Annotated in this window: 13 protein-coding genes; 3 read left to right on the top strand and 10 right to left on the bottom strand. The window is 70.6% G+C overall.

Annotation, left to right across the window (positions count from 1 at the left end):
• Nucleotides 1-74: 74 nt before the first annotated feature.
• Complete coding sequence (gene smc / locus CLV43_RS16715; protein WP_106188071.1) at nucleotides 75-3893, top strand: chromosome segregation protein SMC; 3819 nt, start codon at nucleotides 75-77, stop codon at nucleotides 3891-3893.
• Nucleotides 3894-4240: 347 nt separating this feature from the next.
• On the opposite strand, the gene CLV43_RS16710 is transcribed toward smc, so the two are convergent.
• The 8 genes from CLV43_RS16710 to CLV43_RS16675 all read right to left on the bottom strand — a co-directional run bounded on the left by CLV43_RS16710 (nucleotide 4241) and on the right by CLV43_RS16675 (nucleotide 9712).
• Entirely contained in the window at nucleotides 4241-4534 is a 294-nt protein-coding gene (locus CLV43_RS16710) for a hypothetical protein (RefSeq protein WP_106188070.1), read from the bottom strand.
• Between the two features lie 180 nt (nucleotides 4535-4714).
• A complete protein-coding gene (locus CLV43_RS16705; protein ID WP_106188069.1) occupies nucleotides 4715-5452 on the bottom strand; it encodes a lysophospholipid acyltransferase family protein in 738 nt (245 codons plus the stop codon).
• A 23-nt stretch (nucleotides 5453-5475) separates the two neighbouring features.
• The gene (locus CLV43_RS16700; RefSeq protein WP_106188068.1) at nucleotides 5476-5814 is read right to left on the bottom strand and encodes a hypothetical protein; all 339 of its coding nucleotides are present in this window, start codon (nucleotides 5812-5814) and stop codon (nucleotides 5476-5478) included.
• Between the two features lie 49 nt (nucleotides 5815-5863).
• Nucleotides 5864-6697 (bottom strand): ESX secretion-associated protein EspG, encoded by an 834-nt coding sequence (locus CLV43_RS16695; protein ID WP_106188067.1) that lies wholly within the window; start codon nucleotides 6695-6697, stop codon nucleotides 5864-5866.
• Nucleotides 6694-8049 carry a hypothetical protein gene (locus tag CLV43_RS16690; protein ID WP_106188066.1) on the bottom strand — a complete coding sequence of 452 codons (1356 nt, stop codon included), beginning with the start codon at nucleotides 8047-8049 and terminating at the stop codon, nucleotides 6694-6696. The genes CLV43_RS16695 and CLV43_RS16690 overlap by 4 nt, the downstream gene beginning before the upstream one ends.
• 3 nt (nucleotides 8050-8052) lie before the next feature.
• Nucleotides 8053-8652: a DUF3558 domain-containing protein gene (locus CLV43_RS16685; RefSeq protein ID WP_106188065.1), complete on the bottom strand. Its 600-nt coding sequence runs from the start codon at nucleotides 8650-8652 to the stop codon at nucleotides 8053-8055.
• Complete coding sequence (locus CLV43_RS16680) at nucleotides 8649-9056, bottom strand: hypothetical protein (protein ID WP_106188064.1); 408 nt, start codon at nucleotides 9054-9056, stop codon at nucleotides 8649-8651. The genes CLV43_RS16685 and CLV43_RS16680 overlap by 4 nt, the downstream gene beginning before the upstream one ends.
• Nucleotides 9057-9130: 74 nt before the next feature.
• Nucleotides 9131-9712 (bottom strand): maleylpyruvate isomerase N-terminal domain-containing protein, encoded by a 582-nt coding sequence (locus CLV43_RS16675; protein ID WP_106188063.1) that lies wholly within the window; start codon nucleotides 9710-9712, stop codon nucleotides 9131-9133.
• Between the two features lie 50 nt (nucleotides 9713-9762).
• Here CLV43_RS16675 and CLV43_RS16670 point away from each other — a divergent pair, with 50 nt between their 5' ends.
• Entirely contained in the window at nucleotides 9763-10695 is a 933-nt protein-coding gene (locus tag CLV43_RS16670; protein ID WP_106188062.1) for a GNAT family N-acetyltransferase, read from the top strand.
• On the opposite strand, the gene CLV43_RS16665 is transcribed toward CLV43_RS16670, so the two are convergent.
• Nucleotides 10681-12222, bottom strand: coding sequence for a sodium:solute symporter (locus CLV43_RS16665; RefSeq protein ID WP_106188061.1), 1542 nt, complete (start codon nucleotides 12220-12222; stop codon nucleotides 10681-10683). The two genes, CLV43_RS16670 and CLV43_RS16665, sit on opposite strands and share 15 nt — an antisense overlap.
• Nucleotides 12209-13366, bottom strand: a complete 1158-nt coding sequence (locus CLV43_RS16660; protein ID WP_106188060.1) for an anhydro-N-acetylmuramic acid kinase — start codon at nucleotides 13364-13366, stop codon at nucleotides 12209-12211. The genes CLV43_RS16665 and CLV43_RS16660 overlap by 14 nt, the downstream gene beginning before the upstream one ends.
• Nucleotides 13367-13473: 107 nt before the next feature.
• On the opposite strand from CLV43_RS16660, the gene ftsY reads away from it, so the two are divergent.
• Nucleotides 13474-14787, top strand: coding sequence for a signal recognition particle-docking protein FtsY (ftsY, locus tag CLV43_RS16655; protein ID WP_106188059.1), 1314 nt, complete (start codon nucleotides 13474-13476; stop codon nucleotides 14785-14787).
• Nucleotides 14788-14793 lie beyond the last annotated feature (6 nt).

The following is a 14793-nucleotide window of genomic DNA, read 5'->3' as shown; positions in this document are numbered from 1 at the left end:
CACGTCCGCCGCGCGCCCACCGGTAGTCTCCACCGGATAAGTTCCGAACCAGGACGCGGGAAGGCCCACCGGACGTGCACCTGAAGAGCCTGACGCTGAAGGGCTTCAAGTCCTTCGCCTCGGCCACGACGCTGCGCTTCGAACCCGGCATCACCTGCGTCGTCGGCCCCAACGGGTCCGGCAAGTCGAACGTGCTGGACGCCCTGAAGTGGGTCATGGGCACCCAGGGCGCGAAGGACCTGCGCGGCGGCAAGATGGAGGACGTCATCTTCGCCGGCACGTCGGGGCGGGCCCCGCTGGGCCGCGCCGAGGTGACGCTGACGATCGACAACGCCGACGGCGCGCTGCCCATCGACTACTCCGAGGTGTCGATCACCCGCCGGATGTTCCGCGAGGGCGCCACCGAGTACGAGATCAACGGCAGCTCGTGCAGGCTCATGGACGTGCAGGAGCTGCTGTCGGACTCCGGCATCGGCCGCGAGATGCACGTCATCGTCGGCCAGGGCCAGCTCGCCGCGATCCTGGAGTCCAAGCCCGAGGAGCGCCGCGCCTTCATCGAGGAGGCCGCGGGCGTCCTCAAGCACCGCAAGCGCAAGGAGAAGGCGCTGCGGAAGCTGGAGGCGATGCAGGCCAACCTGACGCGCCTCACCGACCTCACCGCCGAGCTGCGCCGCCAGCTCAAGCCGCTGGGCAAGCAGGCCGAGATCGCCCGCCGCGCCCAGACCGTGCAGTCGGAGCTGCGCGACGCCAGGATGCGCCTGCTCGCCGACGACCTGGTGACCCAGCGGTCCCAGCTGGCCCGCGAGGAGCAGGACGAGGCCACCGCCCGTGCCCGCCGCGCCGAGGTCGAGGCGTCGTTGCAGGTCGCCCAGGTCCAGCAGAACGAGCTGGAGGAACTGGTCGCCGCGGACGCCCCGAAGCTGTCCCGCGCCCAGGACACCTGGTACCGGCTCTCGGCGTTGGAGGAACGGCTGCGCGGCACCGTGCGGTTGGCCGTGGAACGCGCCCGGCACCTGTCCGCCGCCGTCGAGGCGCCGCGCGGCGGCCGCGACCCGGACGAGCTGGACGCCGAGGCCGAGCAGACCGCCGAGATGGAGCTGGAGCTCCAGGAGGGCGTGACGGAGGCCCGGATCGGGCTGGCCGAGGCGCTGGAGGTCCGCACCGAGCTGGAACGCATGGTGTCGGCCGCCGAGAAGGCGCACCTGGCCGCCGTGCGCGCCATCGCCGACCGCCGCGAGGGCCTGGCCAGGCTGTCCGGCCAGGTCGAGGCGCTGCGCAGCAAGACGAACGCGACGTCCGAGGAGATCGAGCGCATGTCCACCGCGCTCGCCGAGGCGACCGAGCGCGCGGAGCTCGTGCAGCTCGAACAGGCCGAGCAGGAGGCCACCACCGGCACCGAGGACGAGGGCGACCTCGGTCTCGACGAACGCCACCGGCAGGCCGTGCAGGCCAACGACGCGGCCAAGAACCGGGTCGAGGAGCTGATCAGGGCCGAGCGCACCGCGGAACGCGACATCGCGTCGTGGCGGGCCCGCGTGGACGCCCTGTCGCTGGGCCTGACGCGCAAGGACGGCGCGGGCGCGCTGCTCGCCGCCGGGGCTCGCCTGCCGGGCCTGCTGGGGTCCGTGGCGGCCCTGCTGACCGTCGAACAGGGCGCCGAGGTGGCGTTGGCGGCCGCGTTGGGCCCGATCGCGGACGCGGTGGCGGTCGCGGGCGGCCACGACGCCCTGGAAGCCCTGAAGCTGTTGAAGGAGAACGACTCCGGCCGCGCGGGCGTGCTCGTCGGCGGCGACCGGCCGACCGCCGACACCACGTCGTGGCCTGCGCTGCCGCACGGCGCGCGGTGGGCCGTGGCGCTGGTCCGCGCCCCGGACGGTCTGCGCCCGGCGCTGCACCGCGCGCTCGACCGCGTGGCGGTCGTGGACGGCCTGGACGCCGCCCGCGACCTCGTGGCCGCGCACCCGGACGTGCGCGCGGTGACCCGCGAGGGCGACCTGTTCGGCGCGGACTGGGCCATCGGCGGCTCCGGCCGCAGCCAGAGCGTCATCGAGGTCCAGGCCGCCGTCGACGAGGCCGAGGAGAAGCTCGCGGTCGCCGAGCACTCCCTGGAGGGCTCCAGCGCCGCGCTCGAAGGCGCGCGCGCCGAGCAGCAGGCCCGGCGCGCCGAGGTCGCCGCGGTCAAGGAGGAGATGAACGAGGCCAAGGTCCGCCGCGCGCGGTCCTCCGAGCGCCTCAACCGCCTCGCCCAGGCCGTCCGGTCCGCCGAGGCCGACGTCGAACGGGTCCGCGCCCAGCGCGCGAAGGTCGAACAGGCCCGCGAGGAAGCCCTCGGCAAGCTCGAGGAGCTCGAGGAGCGCCTGCTGGTCGCGCAGGAGGAGCAGACCCTCGACGACGAGCCCGACTCCTCGCACCGCGACGAGATCGCCGCCGAGCTGTCGTCCGCCCGCCAGGCCGAGATGGACGCCCGGCTGTCCCTGCGCACCGCCGAGGAACGCGCCCGCGCCGTCCAGGGCAAGGCGGAGGGCCTGCGCCGCGCCGCCCGCGCCGAGCGCGAGGCCCGTGAACGCGCCCAGCGCGCCCACGCCGCCCGCGCGCACGGGGCCGTCATCGCCAAGGCCGTCGTGCGCGGCGGCGGGACGGCGTTGGAGCGCATCGAGGAGTCGCTGCGCCGCGCCGTGCACGAACGCGACGTCGCCCAGGAGCGCCGGGCCAAGCACGAGGCCCTGTTCACGCAGGTCCGCGGCGTGGTGCGGGAGATGTCCGGCGAGCTGGAGAAGCTGACCGACGCCGTGCACCGCGACGAGGTGCTGCGCGCCGAGCAGCGGATGCGCATCGAACAGCTCGAGACCAAGATCGCCGACGACTTCGGCATCGGCCTCGACGACCTCGTCAGCGAGTACGGCCCGGACATGATGATCCCGCCCTCGCAGCCGGAGATCGCCGAGTACGAGGCCGCCAAGGAACGCGGCGAGCAGGTCACCCCGCCCCAGCCCATCCCGTACGACCGCGACACCCAGTCCCGCCGCGCCAAGCGCGCCGAACGCGACCTGTCGCTGCTCGGCAAGGTCAACCCGCTGGCCCTGGAGGAGTTCGCAGCGCTGGAGGAGCGCTACAAGTTCCTCTCCAACCAGCTCGAGGACATCAAGGCCACCCGCCGCGACCTGCTCACCGTGGTCAAGGACGTGGACGACAAGATCCTCGAGGTCTTCACCGCCGCCTACGAGGACGTCGCCCGCGAGTTCCTCGTCGTCTTCGCCACCCTGTTCCCCGGCGGCGAGGGCAAGCTCGTCCTCACCGACCCGTCGGACATGCTCACCACGGGCATCGAGATCGAGGCGCGCCCACCGGGCAAGAAGGTCAAACGCCTCTCCCTGCTCTCCGGCGGCGAGAAGTCCCTCGCCGCCGTGGCCATGCTCGTCGCCATCTTCCGCGCCCGCCCCTCGCCGTTCTACGTGATGGACGAGGTCGAGGCGGCACTGGACGACACGAACCTGCACCGGCTGATCGGGCTGTTCGAGCAGCTGCGCGAGAAGTCCCAGCTGCTGATCATCACCCACCAGAAGCCGACGATGGAGATCGCCGACGCCCTGTACGGGGTGTCGATGCGCGGCGACGGCATCAGCCAGGTGATCTCGCAACGGTTGCGCGGTCGCGGGGCGAAGCCCGCGGTGATCGAGTCGACCGGCACGGTGCCCGATCGGGACGCCGAGGCGGCTCAGGCGGTGGAGGAGGGGGCTTCGGCGGCGGCTGAGACCACCGTGGCGAAGCTCACGGCCGAGTCGGGTGCTGCGGGTGAGGTTGAGCCTGGTGCTGCCAGTTCGCTCGACGACGTGGACGGCGCTGCTGAAGCCGCGGTGGCCACGCCGGAACCCGTAGCCGACCCGGAGAACTGACGACTCAGCTGGTCAACGCCGCTGGGTCGTTGTGGCCGACCGGGAACCAGCGCCGGGTGGTGACGTGCTTGCTTGGTGGCGTGATCTGGCTGGCAATTCCAGGCTCGCTGACAGTGCGCGCAGTGCGTCAACGACAGCATCGTGCCCACTGGACTCCACGTCCACTAAAGATCGGCGTTGACGTGGTCGCTCAAGCACCCGCGGTTTCATCTGCACTACACCTCGAGAAGGTGCGCGCGATGCGGGTCGGGGCTGTTTGTGCAGCTCAAGGCGTTGAAGGGCCCGGTGGTGACGGGCTCCGGTCGGCTGTGTGCCGACCGGCGAGGTGTTGCTGAGGTGGTGTGTCGCTAGTTGTAGCGACGCCTGCCGGAACGGGCGCGCGGGGCCTCGGACGAGTCGGGCTGCTGTTCGAACTCGTCGACCACGAAGTTCGCCGAGGACGACGTGTCGGACTCGACGATCGGCGGCTGCTGGAACAGGCCCTCGTACTGGGTGCTGCCCAGCGCGCGGCCCGACGTGGTGCTCTTGTGCGTGCTCGCGGCCTGTTCCTTGGGGAAGAGGTCCGGCGCCGTCTCGGAGAACAGGGCGTCGTGGGTGTGCTCGATGATGGGATGACCTTCCTTGCCGGTGGCCGCGCGCACGGTAGGGCTGCGCGGTTCCGACGGATCGGCCCCGCCGAGACTTCAGCTGGGGCTGGCGGGCGCCCGGTCACGTGACCTGGGGTCGCCTCGACAGCCAGTATCGCACGTTTGTGCGAAGAGCGTCGGGGATTTGTGCGCGCCACGCGGGTGCTCCGCGGCACTCGCGTGGCGCGCGGAAGATCAGTCCTCGCGACCCTGGGCGTCCAGGGCGGCCGCTTCCTCGGGTGTGGGGGCGCTACCGCCGAGGTGGGCGGGCTGCCACCACAGCTCGTCGTCGGCGGGCTTCTCCGGGTACTCCTGCTGGGCGCGGTCCAGGAGTTCCTGCAGGCGCTTGTGCAGCTCGGCGTTGACCGCGTCGTGCTTGTCGCGCGGCTGCGGGTGCAGCGGCTCGCCGATGAGGATCCGGACCGGCACGTGGCGCTTGGTGAGGGTGCGCGGCCTGCCCTTGGTCCACAGCCGCTGCGTACCCCACAGGGCGACCGGGATCAGCGGCACACCGGCCGACGCGGCGAGCCGGTTCGCGCCCGACTTCAGCTCCTTGACGGTGAAGGAGCGGCTGATCGTCGCCTCGGGAAAGATCCCGACCACTTCACCGGACCGGAGCGCGGCCAACGCCTCCCGGTAGGAGGCCAAGCCCGCGCTCCGGTCCACCGGGATGTGGTGCATCCCCCGCATGAGCGGGCCCGCGTAGCGGTTCGCGAAGACCTCTTGCTTCGCCATGAACCGCACCAAGCGCTTGGACGGCACCGCACCGAAACCGGCGAAGATGAAGTCGAGGTAGCTGACGTGGTTGCTCGCCAGCACCGCGCCACCTTCGCGGGGTATGTGGTGCGCTCCGTCCACGGTGATCCGAACGTCGAGCGCTCGGAACAGGAGCTTGGCCGCGGCGATCACCGGGGGGTACACGCGATCTGACATGACCCAAACGGTAGCTGGCCCGACTACCCGTCGGTGGCGGTGTCCTCCTTGCCGCGCATGGCGCGTGGCACGCCGGCCAGGTCCTCTTCGTTGCAGAGGAGCTTCAGGTCGTAGTACGGCGAACCCTTGCGGTCGTCGTAGTCCAGGTGGACGGCGATCACGTCGACCGGCTCGCCGAGCCAGTCCTGCGTCTGCCTGAGCCAGGACGCCGCCCGCTCCAACGCGGTGGGCAGGTCGTCGTCGCGGAACTCGACCGGGCGGTAGGGGACACCCTGTACCGCGTCCCGCTGATTTGCGGGCAGGGGCAGGTCTACCGCCACCCCGGATTCGTTGAGTTCGAGTTGGATCGTTTTCTCACTCACCTTGGAAGGGTCTCCCAACCGCTGTTCGGCTGCAAGCCCGTCCCCCTGTTCAGACGTTCGGGATCGTCGAGGGGAGCATCCCCAGCCGCGCGGTCATCGTGCCGAAGTCCGCGGGCTGCACGGTGTTCCACGGCAGCCCGTTGCTGGACACCTGGTACTGCAGGTAGCGGCCGCCGACGGTGTCGAAGAACGTCAAAGGCTTGGGGCAGCGCACTTTCTTGCCCAGGTGGTTGCGCCGCGCCGCGTACAGCTGGCCACCACCGAGCCGCTTCTCCGCGAGCAGCTTCTTCAACGCGATCGTCTGCTGCTCCTGCGGGGAGGTCGCGTACCGGTTCTGCTGGAGGAAGCTGCCCTCCTCCTCGCGCGCGTGCCGCGGCTTGGGCTGCAGGGCGTCCACCGGCAACGAGATCAGCGGCCCCTTGCCCGGTCCGACCTCGGGCAGCACGGCCACGAGCGACTGCGGGGCGTCCTCGGCGCGCACCGGTTCGAGGACGAAGTGCTTGTCCGCGGTCAGGACCACCCGGATGGCGTCGTCACCCGACACGGCCACCAGCGCCGACCGGGCCTCCTCGTCGCCCTGGTTGAAGAACGCCCAGTACTCGGTGCCCGCCTCGGCGATCAGCCGCAACGACCGCCCCAGGTCGGGGTGGACGTTGCGGCCGCGCGCGAGACCGAGCCGTTCCAGGGTCGTCCAACCGCTCTGGAACAGCGCCAAGGCGTCGTTGAGGTCACCCTCGGCGATCGCCGTCGAGTCGAAGTCGATCTGCGTGTACAGCGCCCGGTGCAGCTCCGGCAGCCCCTCGGCCTGCCAGGCGTTGTACAGCGCCACCACGGGCAGCACCACTCGGCTGCGCAGCACGTTGTCCCCCGCTTGTAGGTTCATCCACCGATGACCGGCGGCGCGACCATGGTCCCGTCGCCGAAGTACTCGTCACTCGGCTGCAGGTACTTCGAGCTGTGCTCCAGGTCGTCACCACCCTCGCCCTTGCCCCCGTGCCCACCGGCTCCCATGCCCGCCGCACCGGCAGCACCACGACCACCGGCCGCCGCACCACCGGGCCCGAACCCACCGGCCCCGGCACCCGCGCGCCCACCGCCTTCGTTGACCGCACCGGTACCGCCACCGAACTGCCCGGCCGCCGCCGCGGCCCCCGGCCCACCGATGCCCCGTCCCGCCACACCGGCACCGGCCCCGGCCCCCGCGCCACCGCCCAGTCCGCCACCACCGAGCCCACCCCGACCCGCACCCGCCCCACCGGGACCACCGGCCAACGCCTTGCCCGCGGCCCCGCCACCAGGCGTCCCGAACTTGTTCGCCGGATTCCGCGGGTCGTTCGGCCCGAACGGCCCCCCGACCAGGTTCGACCCGTCGTTGATCCCCGGCGTCCCCACCGGCGGCCGCCCCGTCCCCGGCGTACCGGTCGGCGGCAACCCCGGGTTGTTCACCTCCGACGGATTAGTCGTCCCACCCGTCCCGCCACTCGTACCGGTAGTCCCACCACCGTTGCCCGAGCCGGAGTTGTTGCCGCCGCCGGGGTTGGTGAACTGGCTGTTGCCGAGCGAACTGCCGGAGCCCTGGTTGTTGGGGTTGGAGGTGTTGTTGGAGCTGCTGGAGGAGCTGTTGCTGCTGGTCGCGTTCGGGTCGCTGGTGTTGTAGTCGACCGAGGAGGTGGTGGTGCTGGAGCTGTCGTCGATCGTGGCCGTGGAGTCGGCGGGTGCTTCGAACGTCGGCATGCTCGACACGCTGTAGTTCGTGCGGTCGGCGTACGCGTTGATCACCCGCATGTTCGCCTCGTCGACCTGCTGGCTCTGCTCCACCGCGTTGTCGTAGTCCGTGTCCCACGGGACCACGCCGTTGTACCAGGGCTTGTCCGGCACGTCGACTGGCTTCTCGACGGAGTTCTGCGCCTCCCGGTACGCGGCACTGATGTCCGCCACCGCACTCGACCCGCTCTGCGCACTCGACCCCGTGAGGTCGGCCCAGGTGGACATGGGCGAGGTCGACGACCGCATCGCGTCACCGGCGGCTCCGGTCCACGTCGCACCGGAGTCCGTCACCGCCTTGTTGATCAGCGTGCTGATCTCCCCCTGCAGCGACGACACCTTCCCCCAGGCCTCGTAACCGGTGTCGGTGACCTGCGGGTTGCCCTCCTTGAACCAGCCGTAGACAGCCTTGGCGCTCACGCACATGCCGACCGGTCCGGAGAAGAAGGTGCTCGTGTCGGAGGGAGACATCAGTTACCCCTTCAGGTTCTGGATCACGAGGGCGGCGACCTTCTCGGTCGCGCCGCAGGAGTCCTTGTACTCGGGCGTGCTTTCGTTCAGGGTGCTGATCTGGACGAGGAACGTGTCCTTGCTCGATGCGCCTACGGCCGTCGCGCAGGTTCCCTTGCCATCGGTCGAGTCGGAACTCACCGCGGGCAGGCCGGATACTTCTGCTTTGCGGTAGACGGGTGCCGTCTTGACGTTCTCCGTCACTTTGTCAATAGTGGTTCCATCGGTGAGGAGCGACACGGTGTAGGAAATCCCCTTGGTCGGGTCGGTCGCCGCCCAACGACAAGACGGTCCCGTGGAGTCAGTGCTCGGTTTCGCTTCCTTGAAGGTGCCCAGGGTGGTGATCTGGGCAGATGTGAGCACATCGCACGGCTTGTCGATGAACTTGGCGAAGCTCAACCCCGGTGCCGCAGATGAGGAGGAGGTCGCGGTTTCAGACGAATTCCCCCCTGTTGTGGGTGCGGGAGTCGGCTGACCGGCGTTCTTCTCCGAGCATCCGGCGACCAGGCATACAGAAGCCGCTGCCGCCAGGGTGAACAGTGTTGCGGACCTCAAGAGTGTCATTCCTTCGTCGTCATCGAGTCGTGGGCTGCGGTGTCGGTCTCGCTGTAGTTGGCCACGGACTTCTCGATGTTCTCGATCGTTTTCTGCAGAGCTTTCTGCGCCTCTTTGTTCGCCCAGCCGTATCCGCCGTTTTGGTCACCCGCAGAATCCTTGATCGCCGCAGTCGCGATTCCGCTGTACGGGTCTTTGCCGGGTGACGTGATGTTGCGCAGCTTGTCCGAACCCTCATACGCCTCTTGCAGTTTCTCGATCGCGTCCTTCAGCCCCTGGATCAGCTTCGGTGCCTCGTCGAGATCCACCTGCATCGCCGTGGAACCTGGGCCGCTCGAGGCCCCCAGGCCTGCGCCGATGGCCGCGCCTACCGCCGCTCCGGCGGTTATCGCGTCGAATCCGATGAGTGCCATGACTCCGTGCTCCCCTCACACCCAGTCCTGTAGACGATGATGACATGGTCGTGGTTCCGCGTCCGGCAAATCGGTCACACGTCCACTGTCAGTGGTGCGCAGTGCCACTGCCACTTGCCCCGCCGCGGTACGTCCCCCAACGCCTGCCGACCGTTCGCCCACAGCAGAGTCGCCCACGGAGCGTGACCGGGCGGTGCCTCTGGGAACAGGCGTGCCAGCACCTTGGACGCCAGGGCGGGGGAGGGGGTGAACGGGGTTGCCAGGCCGGTGGCGGCGTCGGCGGTGTGGATGAGGAGTTCGTCGGTGGCCATGGCGATGACGCCGGAGGCGTCGGGGGAGCCCGCGTCGTGCCAGCCGCGGTCGCCGGGACGGCTGCCGTCGACGGTCCTGGCCAGGACCTCGGTGAACGTGGTCAGGGTTCTGACCAGGTCGGACGGGGGTGTGGAGGGGCGGACGGCGAGGTCCATGGTGCTGAGTTCGGTGGGGCCCGCGGCGAAGTCGGTGGCGTACCAGAGGACGGTGTCGCAGACGTGGGCGACGGCCTGGGCGACGGTCCACTCCATGTCCGGGATGGGGGTCGTCCAGTCGGCGGCGACCAGCGCGCCCAGGTGGGTGGCGCACTCCGACGCCGCTGCTCGGAGGTCAGTCGTGTCCACGGTCGAAAACTCCCTCGCTCAAGTCCGCCCGGAGGGTGACCATTCCAGACATGTACGACACCCGTTTCGCCGTCCCCGGCGACCTCAGCGCAGTCCTCGCGCTGCTCGTCCGCCTCCAGGCCGACAGCGCGCACCACATCGGCTACCTCGGTGAGACGCTCGGCGAGCTGACCGAGGAGCTCGCCGAGTTCGAACCCGATTGGCCGTCCTGCACAGTAGTGGCCACCGACGATTCCGGCCGCGTGTGCGGTGTGCTCAGCGTCGAGGTCGACACCGAGCCAGCGCGCGCGTGGTTGCACGGGCCGTTCGTGGACGTCCCGGTGAACCACCCGGCGGGCAGCCGGATCTGGGACCAGACCGCCGACGCGCTCTACCGGGCGGCCGCCCCGCTGCTCGACGGCACGGCCGACCGCGAGCTGTTCGGCCACACCTCCCACCAGCGGCTGGCCGCGTTCGCCGAGCGGCACGGGTTCGCGAAGGGCAAGCCGAGCAGCGTGTTCGTGCTCGACGGCGATGGTCTGAGGGCTCTCCTCCTGCGTGAAGCGGGGTGTCCGCGCACCGGCCCGGCGCGGGAGATGCGGGTGCTGCCGACCGACGCCGCGGTGCACGAGGCGGTGGCGGTGCTGCACGAGCGGTGCTTCCCGCGCACGTACCTGTCCGGCGCGAAGCTGGTCGACGGGTCGACCGAGCGGACCGTGGTCGTCGCGATGGACGGCCAACGGGTGCTCGGGTACGCCGCAGGCAAGCAGCAGGCCGAGGAGTACTACGTCGACTTCGTCGCGGTGGAACCGGACCTGCGCGGGCAGGGCGTGGGAGCCGCGCTGGTCACCGAGCTGGTGTGGAAGCTCGCGGCCGCGCACGGGGCGCGACCGCAGGCCGCCGCGTCGATCCTCGCGGGCAACGAGTCGTCCGAGCGGATGTTCCACCGCCTGGGCTTCCGGTTGCACGTCGAGCTGGTCGCCTACCGGTCACAGGTCGCGTGACACCACCGGTGCCTTGTGGCGCAACGAGAGCAGCCCGCCCACCACCAGCGTGATCAGCACCCCGATGGGGGTGTACCAGGGGTAGGCCAGGACCTTCGCCGTGGGTGAGGCCGCGGCGAAGTCGACCTCCAGCGCCAGGTCCGCGCCGACGAACTTGACGCCGAGGATCACGAACGCCATCACCACGACGGTCGTGACGAACGCGGCGATCGCGTCGGCCTGCCTGGCCGCCTTGAAGACGAGCCCGAGGAAGAACGCGCCGAGCAGGGCACCGTAGGTGAAGCCCGCGATGGACAGGCCCTGCTCGACGATCGGGTTGCCGCGAGTGGTCAGCGTCGCGAACAGCCCGGCGCACACGATCAGCAGCCCGGCCCAGACCACCGTCCAGATCCGGCCCTGCTTGAAGATGTCCTCCTCGGTGAGCTCCCGCCGCACGACGTGCTGGTACACGTCGGTCACGGTCGAGGACGCCAGCGCTCCCAACGACGAGCTGAGCGCCGCCGCCAGGATCCCGGCGATCACGAACCCGGACAGCCCGGTCGGCATGTCGTTCACGATGAAGCTGGCGAACAGCTCGTCGTTGTTGTTGAGCTTCAGGTCCTTCACCGGGCTGGCCGCGTTGTAGAACGCCCACAGCATCACGCCGATGAACAGGAACAGCGCGAACTGCAGGAACACCACGACACCGCTGGCGATCAGCGCCTTCTGGCTGGCCCGCACGTCCTTCGTCGCCATCAGCCGCTGCACGATCAGCTGGTCGGCGCCGTGCGACGCCATCGACAGCACCGCGCCGCCGACCAACGCGGTCACGATCGCGTAGGGGCTGGTCAACGGGCTGGAGGACAGGTCGAACAGCTGGAACTTGTTGGCGTCGACGGCCTTGCCGAACCACCCGTCGGGCAGCTTCCCGGACAGCACCACGATCACCGCGACCGCGCCAAGGACGTACCAGAGCATCTGGATCGCGTCGACCCACACGACCGCGCGCACCCCGCCGAAGAAGCTGTAGAACACCATCGCGATGCCCAGCACCACCACGATCGTCCAGTACGAGGCGTCCACGCCGTAGCTGGTGAGCACGACCTTCACCGGGATCGCGGTGGCGAACAGCCGCAGCCCGTCGGCGAGCAGCCTGGTCAGCAGGAACGTCACCGACGCCGTGCCCTGCAGGCCCTTGCCGAACCGCTGGCCGAGGAACCCGTACGCCGTCACGAGGTCGCCCGCGATGTACTTGGGCAGCAGCACGAACGACACGACGATCCGGCCGAGCAGGTACCCGATCGACAGCGACAGGAACGTCATCCCGCCCGCGCCGGGCGTCGCCAGGTAGGCGACCGTCGGCACGCTGAGCACGGTCAGCGTGGACGTCTCCGCCGACACGACGGACACGCACACCACCCACCAGGAGATCCGGCGCTCGCTGACGAAGTAGTCGGTGGACGACTTCTGCCTGCCGCCGATCCACACCCCCAGCAGGGGCATGCCCACCAGGAAGATCGCGATTATGGCGAGGTCAAGGGCGCGCACTGGTGCCTCCTGGGTGGCCGATCCGCAGTCGGGTGACGGGTGTGGCGGCGGGTTCGGGGAGCCGAAGCGGCTCACGCCCCGGCGTGATGCTGCCGAGCAGGCGCGCGCCGGACGCGCCGGTCGCGGTGGGCACCGAGGACGGCACGCCGGACCACGTGAGGAACCCCAGCAGCGCGCTCAGGTACGCCTCCTTGGCGTCCGACGGCAGCCCGAGGGAGTCGCTGGTGACCAAGTCGACGGGGCCGAGCGCGCGGGTCAGCGCGGCCACCAGCGCGGGGTTGCGCAGGCCGCCGCCGGACCCGACGACCACGCCCGCGCCGTGCGCGCGGCACGCGTCGGCGACGGTCCGCGCGGTGAGCTCGGTCAACGTGGCCACCAGGTCCTCGCCGCGCACCGTGGGCAGCCCGGACGTGGTCCGGTGCAGGTAGGCGAGGTCGAAGTGCTCCTTGCCGGTCGACTTCGGCGCGGGCAGCGCGTAGTACGGGTCGGCCAGCAGCGCCGCGAGGTAGTCCGGGGCCGGGGTGCCGCGTGCCGCCAGCTCGCCGTCGACGTCGAAGCCGCGCAGGCCGTGGGACAGCTCGAGCACGGCCGCGTCCAGCAGCGCGTTGCCCGGCCCGGTGTCGTAGGCGACCGGGTCGGCGCCGGGGGAGACCGCGGTGATGTTCGCGATCCCGCCGATGTTCAGCGCGACGGCGGGCTTGCCGGAGGACTCGGCGAGGTCGGCCAGCCACAGCGCGTCCAACGTGCTGGCCAGCGGTGCCCCGTGGCCGCCCGCGGCGACGTCGCGGGCCCGCAGGTCGGCCACGACCGGCAGCCCGGTGGCCTCGGCGATCCACGCGGGCTGGCCCAGCTGCAGCGTCCCGAGGCACCGGCCGTCCTCGACCCAGTGGTGCACCGTCTGCCCCAGCGAGGCGACCAGGTCGGCCTCGCCCATCGCGACCGCGGCGGCGGCGAACGCCCGGCCGAGCCGGGTGTCCGCGCGGCACAGCTCGGCGGCCGAGCCGGTGCGCACGTCGGCGGGGAACGGGTGCTCGGCGTGCCCCAGCGGGGTCAGCACGACGGTGTCGCCGTCGAGGTGGAGATCGGCGAGAGCCACGTCGACGGCGTCCATCGACGTTCCCGAGATCACCCCGATGACCTTCATGTCGTGTGGTCTATTGCACCCGGCCGGGGACCGCAAGGTCTGTTCGTGGGCAATTCGCCGACTGCGCGGGTGGTTTGTCGACTGATCACACGGGGCACCGTGCGAGGATGGCGCCCGTGTCGACCTCGTCCCTGATCTGGATCGTTGTAGCCGTCGTGGCCGTGCTCGCGGTCGCCCTCGTCGTCGGAGTGGTGCTGGCCCGCCGCAGGCGCATCAGCCTGACCGACCAGGAGGAGACCCCGAAGGCCACCGGGTACAAGGCGGGCAGCGGCATCACGTTCGCCCCGTCCGACCACCCCGTCGCCGAACGGACGGAGGTCGACGGCCAACCCGGCGTCGGCGACGACGCCGCCGTGCCGCGCGACTCGGTGAAGCGCCCGCTGGTGGACGTCGCCCTGCCGGACGCCGTGGTCGTCGAACCCAAGGCGCCGGAAGTCCCCGAACCCGAGGTCACCGAGCCGGAACCGATCGAGGACGAGCCCGCGCTCGACGACATCGAACCCACCGCGGGCAGGCTGGAACGCCTGCGCGGCAGGCTCTCCCGATCCCGCTCCACCCTCGGCACCGGCCTGCTCGGCCTGCTCGGCGCGGGTGACCTGGACGAGGACTCCTGGACCGAGGTCGAGGACACGCTGCTGCTCGCCGACCTCGGCGCGGCCACCACCATGGAGATCGTCGAGAAGCTCCGCGCGGAGATCGTCTCGCGCGGCGTCCGCAGCGCCGAACAAGCCCGCGCGCTGCTGCGCGAAGTCCTCGTCGAGAAGCTCCGCCCCGAACTCGACCGCTCCGTCCACGCCCTCCCGCACGCCGAGGGCAAACCCGCCGTCGCACTGGTCGTGGGCGTGAACGGCGTCGGCAAGACCACCACCACCGGCAAGCTCGCCCGCGTCCTGGTAGCCGACGGCCGCACCGTCCTGCTCGGCGCGGCGGACACCTTCCGCGCCGCCGCCGCCGACCAGCTCCAGACCTGGGGCGCCCGAGTCGGCGCGGACACCGTTCGCGGCCCGGAGAACGGCGACCCCGCCTCGGTGGCCTTCGACTCCGTCAAACGCGGCATCGACCTCGGCGTCGACACCGTCCTGATCGACACCGCGGGCCGCCTGCACACCAAGACCGGCCTGATGGACGAGCTCGGCAAGGTCAAGCGCGTCGTCGAGAAGCTCACCGTGGTCGACGAGGTCCTCCTCGTCCTCGACGCCACCACCGGCCAGAACGGCCTCACCCAAGCCCGCGTCTTCGCCGACGTCGTCGCCATCACCGGCATCGTGCTGACCAAGCTCGACGGCACCGCCAAGGGCGGCATCGTCTTCCAGGTCCAACGCGAACTCGGCGTCCCGGTCAAACTCGTCGGCCTCGGCGAAGGCGCCGACGACCTCGCCCCCTTCGAACCCGGCGCCTTCGTCGACGCCCTGCTCGGTTGATCCATT

Origin of the sequence: Umezawaea tangerina (assembly GCF_003002815.1) — a bacterium.
GTDB lineage: Bacteria > Actinomycetota > Actinomycetes > Mycobacteriales > Pseudonocardiaceae > Umezawaea > Umezawaea tangerina.
Note: the sequence above shows the minus strand (reverse complement) of the source record. Positions and strands in the feature narration are given on the sequence as shown.